We start from the raw sequence: 7,057 nt of genomic DNA on the forward strand, positions 1-7,057 counted from the left end.
TCGGAGAAACCACATGAGCGAGAACAATTTCCTGGTGATCGACGACAACGAGGTGTTCGCGGGCACGCTCGCGCGCGGCCTCGAGCGGCGCGGTTACGCGGTCCAGCAGGCGCACGACAAGGAGGCGGCGCTGCGGCTCGCCGCCGGCGGCAAGTTCCAGTTCATCACCGTCGACCTGCACCTGGGCGAGGATTCGGGCCTGAGCCTGATCGCGCCGCTGTGCGACCTGCAGCCCGACGCGCGGATCCTGGTGCTGACCGGCTACGCGAGCATCGCGACGGCCGTGCAGGCCGTGAAGGAAGGCGCCGACAACTACCTCGCGAAGCCGGCGAACGTCGAGTCGATCCTGGCCGCGCTGCAGACCAACGCGACCGAGGTGCAGGCCGACGAGGCGCTCGAGAACCCGGTCGTGCTGTCGGTCGACCGGCTCGAATGGGAGCACATCCAGCGCGTGCTGGCCGAGAACAACAACAACATCTCGGCGACCGCACGCGCGCTGAACATGCACCGCCGAACGCTGCAGCGCAAGCTCGCGAAAAAGCCGGTGCGCCAGTAAGCGGGCGCACCAACGAAAACGGGCGGCCCGCCGGGCCGCCCGTTTCGTATCCGGTGCCGCGCGCGTTACAACACGTAGCGCGACAGGTCCTCGTCCTGCGACACTTCGCCGAGTGCGCGATCGACATACTTCGCGTCGATCGTCACGCGCTCGCCGGCGTGGTTGCCGGCCGAGAACGACACTTCCTCGAGCAGCTTCTCGATCACCGTGTACAGCCGGCGCGCGCCGATGTTCTCGGTCTTCTCGTTGACCGCGAACGCGATCTCCGCGAGGCGGCGAATGCCGTCTTCGGCGAATTCGAGCTGCACGTCCTCGGTCGCGAGCAGCGCCTGGTACTGCTTGACGAGGCTCGCGTCGGTGGCGACGAGGATCGCTTCGAAGTCGTTCACCGACAGCGAGTCGAGCTCGACGCGGATCGGGAAGCGGCCCTGCAGTTCGGGGATCAGGTCGCTCGGCTTCGCGAGGTGGAACGCGCCGCTCGCGATGAACAGGATGTGATCGGTCTTCACCATCCCGTACTTCGTGTTGACCGTCGTGCCTTCGACGAGCGGCAGCAGGTCGCGCTGCACGCCCTGGCGCGACACTTCGCCGCCGCTGCCTTCGTTGTTGCGCGACGTGATCTTGTCGATCTCGTCGAGGAACACGATGCCGTTCTGCTCGACGTTCTGCACGGCCTTCGTCTTCACTTCCTCTTCGTTCAGCATCTTCGCCGCTTCCTCGTCGGTCAGCAGCTTCAGCGCTTCCTTGATCTTCACCTTGCGGCGCTGCTTCTTGCCGCTGCCGAGGTTGGAGAACATCGAGCGGATCTGCTCGGTCATCTCTTCCATGCCCGGCGGCGCCATGATGTCCATGCCGGCCGACGGCTGCTCGAGGTCGAGCTCGACTTCCTTGTCGTCGAGCTGGCCTTCGCGCAGGCGCTTGCGGAAGGTCTGGCGCGTCGCGTTGTTGTCGTCGTTCGCGTGTTCGGCATTGCCGCCAAAGCCCACCGCGCGCGGCTGCGGCAGCAGGATGTCGAGGATGCGGTCTTCCGCCTGGTCGGTCGCCTTGCTGCGCACCTTGCGCATCTCGGTCTCACGCGTCTGCTTGACGGAGATCTCGATCAGGTCGCGCACGATGCTGTCGACGTCGCGGCCGACGTAGCCGACTTCGGTGAACTTGGTCGCTTCGATCTTGATGAACGGCGCATCGGCGAGCTTCGCGAGGCGGCGCGCGATTTCGGTCTTGCCGACGCCCGTCGGCCCGATCATCAGGATGTTCTTCGGCGTGATTTCCTGGCGCAGCGGATCGGCCACCTGCTGGCGGCGCCAGCGGTTGCGCAGCGCAACCGCGACGGCCTTCTTCGCCTTCGCCTGGCCGATGATGTGCTTGTCGAGTTCCGAGACGATCTCGGCAGGGGTCATGGTGCTCATGGTGCGGTCCTTACTCGATCGTTTCGATGATGCGGTTGTGGTTCGTGTAGATGCACATGTCGCCGGCGATCCCGAGCGACTTCTCGACGATCTCGCGCGGCGACAGCTCGGTGTTCTCGACGAGCGCACGGGCCGCGGCCTGCGCGTAGGCGCCGCCCGAGCCGATCGCGCAGATGCCGCCTTCGGGGTCGAGCACGTCGCCGTTGCCGGTGATCACGAGCGTGGTGGTGGCGTCGGCCGTGATCAGCATCGCCTCGAGGCGGCGCAGCATCCGGTCGGTGCGCCAGTCCTTCGCGAGCTCGACGGCCGCACGGGTCAGGTTGCCCTGGTGCTTCTCGAGCTTCGCCTCGAAGCGGTCGAGCAGCGAGAACGCATCGGCGGTGCCGCCCGCGAATCCGACCAGAACCTGGTTGTTGTAGATCCGCCGCACTTTCCGCGCGCCACCCTTCATGACGATGTTGCCGAGGGTTACCTGGCCGTCGCCGCCGAGCGCGACCTTGTCGCCGCGCCGGACCGAAACGATGGTCGTGCCGTGAAATTGCTCCATCTGCGTTCCTTGAGAAAAACGGGGAAGAGTCGGGCGGCGCGACGCGCCGCCGCGTGAATCCGCAGTGCGCCGGGGAGCGGCCCGGCGCGCGTCCGTTTCATTTTAGGGCGGGCACCGGGATATCAAGAGGCGGGGGGCAAATCGGCACACCGGGAACCGGTGCCGGAAAAACAAAAAGCGCGCGGCAGGCCGCGCGCTTTCGGGAAGCAGCGTGTCTGAGCGGAACGCCGCTCGATCAGTCGCCGAACAGCTTCTGGCGCAACTCGCGGCGCTCCTGCGCCTCGAGCGACAGCGTGGCGGTCGGACGGGCGAGCAGCCGCGGAATGCCGATGGGCTCGCCGGTCTCCTCGCACCAGCCGTAATCGCCGGAATCGATGCGGGCGAGCGACTGCTGAACCTTCTTGAGGAGCTTGCGTTCGCGATCGCGCGTACGCAGCTCGAGCGCGTGCTCTTCCTCGATCGTCGCGCGATCGGCGGGATCGGGGACGATCACCGTTTCGCGCAGGTTCTCGGTCGTCTGGCCTGCATTCTTGAGGATGTCCGCCTGCAACTGTTCGAGCCGATTTTTGAAGAAGGCGAGCTGATCCTCATTCATGTAATCCTTGTCGCTCATCTTCAGGATTTCGGCTTCGGTCAAGAGTTTCTTCGTCATCTGCTTGCTTCTTCAATGTGCGGCAAATCAAGAGATATTGCCTGCACTTTGGGATTACCCGCAACCGCGTTTGCATTCATTTGCGATTTGCCGCCGCGGGGCCGAAAGCCTCTGGAAAACCGGTTCTCAAATACCAGGATAGGCCTGGCGCGGAGTTGCGCGCGCTGCGAACCGGTGTGCTGCGCGGCACATCGCATCGGCCGCGGCCGGGAGGCGGATTGGCGATCCGGCGCGGTTGCGATGCCCGGAAAACTGGTTCAGCAAGAACCGGGCCTGTTTGTTGCCGTACTCCAGCGGGCACGTATTGTAACTGAATCGCAAGCGGGCGCCGTATCGGGTCGATCCCCGTCGGCTGCGCCAATATCTAGAAAATATAACGCGCAAATCGCGAAAAAGCGATGACGGCGAAACCCTGCCCGGAAAGTGCGCCGCGCGGGCGCCTCGGCCACCGGGAAAGGCGGCCGGGCGACACCGTGCGCGGCGGTGCCCGCGCGCGTCAGGCGAGGCAGGCGTCGAGGCCGTCGGTGATCAGGTCCTGCGGCAGGTCGACGCCGATGAACACCATCTTGTTGGTCTTCTTCTCGACCGGCAGCCACTTCGCGGCGAGGTCGCTGCCCATCATCTGGTGCACGCCCTGGAACACGACCTTGCGGTCGACGCCCTTCATGTACAGCACGCCCTTGTAGCGCAGCATCCGCTCGCCGTAGATCTGCAGGATGCCGCCGAGGAAGTCTTCCAGCTTGTTCGGATCGAACGGGCGGTCGTTGCGGTACACGAACGACTTGATCTTGTCGTCGTGGTGCGCGTGGTGGTGATGGTGGTGGCCGTGGTCGTGATCGTGCGCGCATTGGCCGTGATCGTGATCGCAACCGGCGTGATCGTGCTCATGGTCGTGATCGTGGTGGTGATGCGCGTGGTCGTCTTCGGCGAGGAAGTCGGGGTCGATCTCGAGTTTCGCGTTCAGGTTGAAGCCGCGCAGGTCGAAGATTTCCTTGATGTCGGCTTCGCCGAAATTCACGACCTTGATCGCGGCCTTCGGGTTCATGTGCATCAGGCGGTGCTTGAGGCCGGCGACGGTCTGATCGTCGACGAGGTCCGACTTCGTGATGAACAGGCGGTCGGCGAAACCGACCTGGCGCTGCACCACTTCGTGCTCGTCGAGCTGCGCGTTCGCGTGCTTCGCGTCGACGAGCGTGATGACCGCGTCGAGCAGGAAGTCGTCGGCGATTTCGCTGTCGATGAAGAAGGTTTGCGCGACGGGGCCCGGGTTCGCGAGGCCGGTCGTCTCGATCACGATGCGGTCGAAGTCGAGCTTGCCTTCGCGCTTCTTCGCGGCGAGATCGCCGAGCGCGCGGGCGAGGTCGCCGCGGATCGTGCAGCAGATGCAGCCGTTGCTCATCTGGATGATCTGCTCGTTCGAATCCTGCACGAGGATTTCGTTGTCGATGTTCTCTTCGCCGAATTCGTTCTCGATCACGGCGATCTTCATGCCGTGCTGTTCGTTCAGGATGCGCTTGAGCAGGGTCGTCTTGCCGCTGCCGAGGAAGCCGGTGAGGATGGTGACGGGAGTGGCCATGTCGGTCGCCTGTGGTTCGTGAATCGGGGTCAAAACCAGGATGTGCGTCGCGCCCTCGCGCTGCGAGCCGGGGCGCACAACCATCCATTGAAACATACCTGTCAAGCCCGCGCCCGTCGTCCGGACGACAGGGGCGAGCGCCGGTCCGCCAGGCGCGGAGGGCCGGCGGACGCGGGTGTGCGTCTAGATCGGGGCGATCAGACGATTTGCAACAGCAGGCCCTTCAGATATTCGCCTTCCGGGAACGCGGCGAGCAGCGGGTGGTCGACGCCCGCGCCGAGCCGCTTCAGGATGCGCGCGTCGACCTTCGCGTCGGCGGCCGCGCCCGCGACGATCTTCTGGAACAGGTCCATGTCGATCGCGCCCGAGCACGAGTACGTGAACAGCAGGCCGCCCGGACGCAGCAGCTTGAAGCCGCTCAGGTTGATGTCCTTGTACGCGCGCGCCGCGCGATCGACGCTGTCGCGGGTCGGCGCGAACTTCGGCGGATCGAGCACGATCAGGTCGAAACGCTCGCCTTCGTCGACGAGGCGGCGCAACGTCTTGAACGCGTCGGCGTCGAGCCAGGTCGCGCGTTCGGCGTCGAAGCCGTTGGCGACGACGTTCTGCTGCGCGAGCGCGAGCGCATCGCCCGACGAGTCGATCGACACGACGCGCGTCGCGCCGCCCTTGAGCGCCGCGAGCGAGAAGCCGCCCGTGTAGCAGAAGCAGTTCAGCACGTCGCGGCCGGCCGCGTACTGCGCGACGAGCGCGCGGTTGTCGCGCTGGTCGACGTAGAAGCCCGTCTTGTGGCCGTTCGGCACGTCGACGTGATAGCGCACGCCGTTTTCGTTCGAGATCAGCGTCGCGGGCGGCGCATCGCCGGCCAGCACGCCGGTCGTCTGCTCGAGCCCTTCCTTGTCGCGGATCGACACGTCCGAGCGCTCGTACACGTTCGGGCAACCCGTCGCGCCGGTGAGCGCCGCGACGATCGCGTCCTTCCACGCTTCGACGCCGGCCGCCATGAACTGGCAGACGAGCTGGCCGCGCGGCGCGGCGCCGGCTTCGGCGGTGTCCGCGACGTAGTAGTCGACGATCAGCCCCGGCAGCCCGTCGGCCTCGCCGAACACGAGCCGCACCGCGCCGGTGCCCGACACCATCGTCGTGCGGTGCGCGACCGCGCGCTGCACGCGGCGCTTGAAGAAGGCGTGGTCGATCGGCTCGTGCTCGTCGAAGCTCCACACGCGCACGCGGATCTGCGACTGCGGGCTGTACGCGCCGCGCGCGAGGAAGCGGCCGTCGTGCGCGCGCACGAGCACGGTCGCGCCGGGCGCGGGCTTGCCGTCGACGCGGTCGATCGCATTCGCATAGATCCACGGATGGCGGCGCAGCAGCGATTTTTCCTTGGACGGCTTGAGGGTGACGGTTTGCATGATGAGATCGAAATGGGCCGCGACGGAAGCCGACCGTTATCGGTCGCCGTGCGCGGCGGGTAGCACGGGAAGGGCGTCAGTCGCGCTTCTTCGCGCGCGGATGCGCGCTGTCGTAAATCTTCGCGAGATGCTGGAAGTCGAGCGACGTATAGACCTGCGTCGCGGCGACGCTCGCGTGGCCGAGCAGTTCCTGCACCGCGCGCAGGTCGCCGCTCGACTGCAGCACGTGCGTCGCGAACGAGTGGCGCAGCACGTGCGGATGGACGTTGGCCGGGATGCCCGCGGCGAGCGCCGCGCGCTTCACGCGCTCGCGCACGACGCCCGGCGACATCCGGTTGCCGCGCACGGACACGAACAGCGGATGCGGGTCGTGCCTGACGAATTCGCCGCGCACCGCGAGCCACGCGTTCAGCGCGTCGATCGCCTTGCGGCCGACCGGCACCTTGCGTTCCTTGTTGCCCTTGCCGCGCACGGTGACTTCGGCTTCGGCGAGATCGAGCCAGCCGGTCGAACGGTAGCCGTCGGCCTGTGTATACATCACGTCGAGCCCGATCAGTTCAGCGAGGCGCAGCCCCGACGAATAGAACAGCTCGAGGATCGCGTGATCGCGGATGCCTTCGGTCGTGCCGGCGAGCGGCGCGTCCATCAGTGCGGACGCGTCGTCGACCGACAGCGCCTTCGGCAAGGTCTTCGGGCGTTTCGGCGCGCGTACCGCGGCAACCGGATTCGCGGGCATCTCGACGCGCTGCGCGAGCCAGCGGTAGAACGCGCGCCAGGCGGACAGCCGGTGCGAGATCGACCGCGCGGACAGCCCGCCCGCATGCGCGCGCGCGACCGCGCCGCGCATGTCGGCGGCCGTCAGCGCGTCGAGCGGCCGGCCGGCCGCGAGCTTCTTCAGTTCGTCG

Annotated in this window: 7 protein-coding genes; 1 reads left to right on the plus strand and 6 read right to left on the minus strand. The window is 66.4% G+C overall.

Features of this window, described 5'->3' with window-relative positions:
* Window positions 1-13 precede the first annotated feature (13 nt).
* Window positions 14-556, plus strand: coding sequence for a response regulator transcription factor (locus G3N62_RS33410; RefSeq protein ID WP_021156278.1), 543 nt, complete (start codon window positions 14-16; stop codon window positions 554-556).
* 65 nt (window positions 557-621) lie between these two features.
* On the opposite strand, the gene hslU is transcribed toward G3N62_RS33410, so the two are convergent.
* The 6 genes from hslU to G3N62_RS33440 all read right to left on the minus strand — a co-directional run.
* Entirely contained in the window at window positions 622-1,965 is a 1,344-nt protein-coding gene (gene hslU / locus G3N62_RS33415) for an ATP-dependent protease ATPase subunit HslU (protein WP_034190252.1), read from the minus strand.
* Between the two features lie 10 nt (window positions 1,966-1,975).
* Window positions 1,976-2,512, minus strand: coding sequence for an ATP-dependent protease subunit HslV (gene hslV, locus G3N62_RS33420; RefSeq protein ID WP_006477497.1), 537 nt, complete (start codon window positions 2,510-2,512; stop codon window positions 1,976-1,978).
* A gap of 235 nt (window positions 2,513-2,747) precedes the next feature.
* Window positions 2,748-3,164 carry an RNA polymerase-binding protein DksA gene (dksA, locus tag G3N62_RS33425; RefSeq protein ID WP_006477498.1) on the minus strand — a complete coding sequence of 139 codons (417 nt, stop codon included), beginning with the start codon at window positions 3,162-3,164 and terminating at the stop codon, window positions 2,748-2,750.
* A gap of 496 nt (window positions 3,165-3,660) precedes the next feature.
* Window positions 3,661-4,836, minus strand: a complete 1,176-nt coding sequence (locus G3N62_RS33430) for a GTP-binding protein (RefSeq protein ID WP_175029366.1) — start codon at window positions 4,834-4,836, stop codon at window positions 3,661-3,663.
* Window positions 4,837-4,937: 101 nt separating this feature from the next.
* The gene (locus G3N62_RS33435; protein ID WP_049035196.1) at window positions 4,938-6,152 is read right to left on the minus strand and encodes a class I SAM-dependent rRNA methyltransferase; all 1,215 of its coding nucleotides are present in this window, start codon (window positions 6,150-6,152) and stop codon (window positions 4,938-4,940) included.
* A 76-nt stretch (window positions 6,153-6,228) separates the two neighbouring features.
* A partial coding sequence (locus G3N62_RS33440; protein WP_206141455.1) for a tyrosine recombinase XerC occupies window positions 6,229-7,057 on the minus strand: 829 nt, incomplete at its 5' end.

The organism is Burkholderia sp. Tr-20355 (assembly GCF_017104685.1).
In the GTDB taxonomy this organism is placed as follows: Bacteria; Pseudomonadota; Gammaproteobacteria; order Burkholderiales; family Burkholderiaceae; genus Burkholderia; species Burkholderia seminalis.

Coding starts and splice junctions, on each gene's coding strand:
- G3N62_RS33410 (WP_021156278.1), top strand. CDS start 14: ATGAGCGAGAACAATTTCCTGGTGATCGACGACAACGAGGTGTTCGCG.
- hslU (WP_034190252.1), bottom strand. CDS start 1,965: ATGAGCACCATGACCCCTGCCGAGATCGTCTCGGAACTCGACAAGCAC.
- hslV (WP_006477497.1), bottom strand. CDS start 2,512: ATGGAGCAATTTCACGGCACGACCATCGTTTCGGTCCGGCGCGGCGAC.
- dksA (WP_006477498.1), bottom strand. CDS start 3,164: ATGACGAAGAAACTCTTGACCGAAGCCGAAATCCTGAAGATGAGCGAC.
- G3N62_RS33430 (WP_175029366.1), bottom strand. CDS start 4,836: ATGTTTCAATGGATGGTTGTGCGCCCCGGCTCGCAGCGCGAGGGCGCG.
- G3N62_RS33435 (WP_049035196.1), bottom strand. CDS start 6,152: ATGCAAACCGTCACCCTCAAGCCGTCCAAGGAAAAATCGCTGCTGCGC.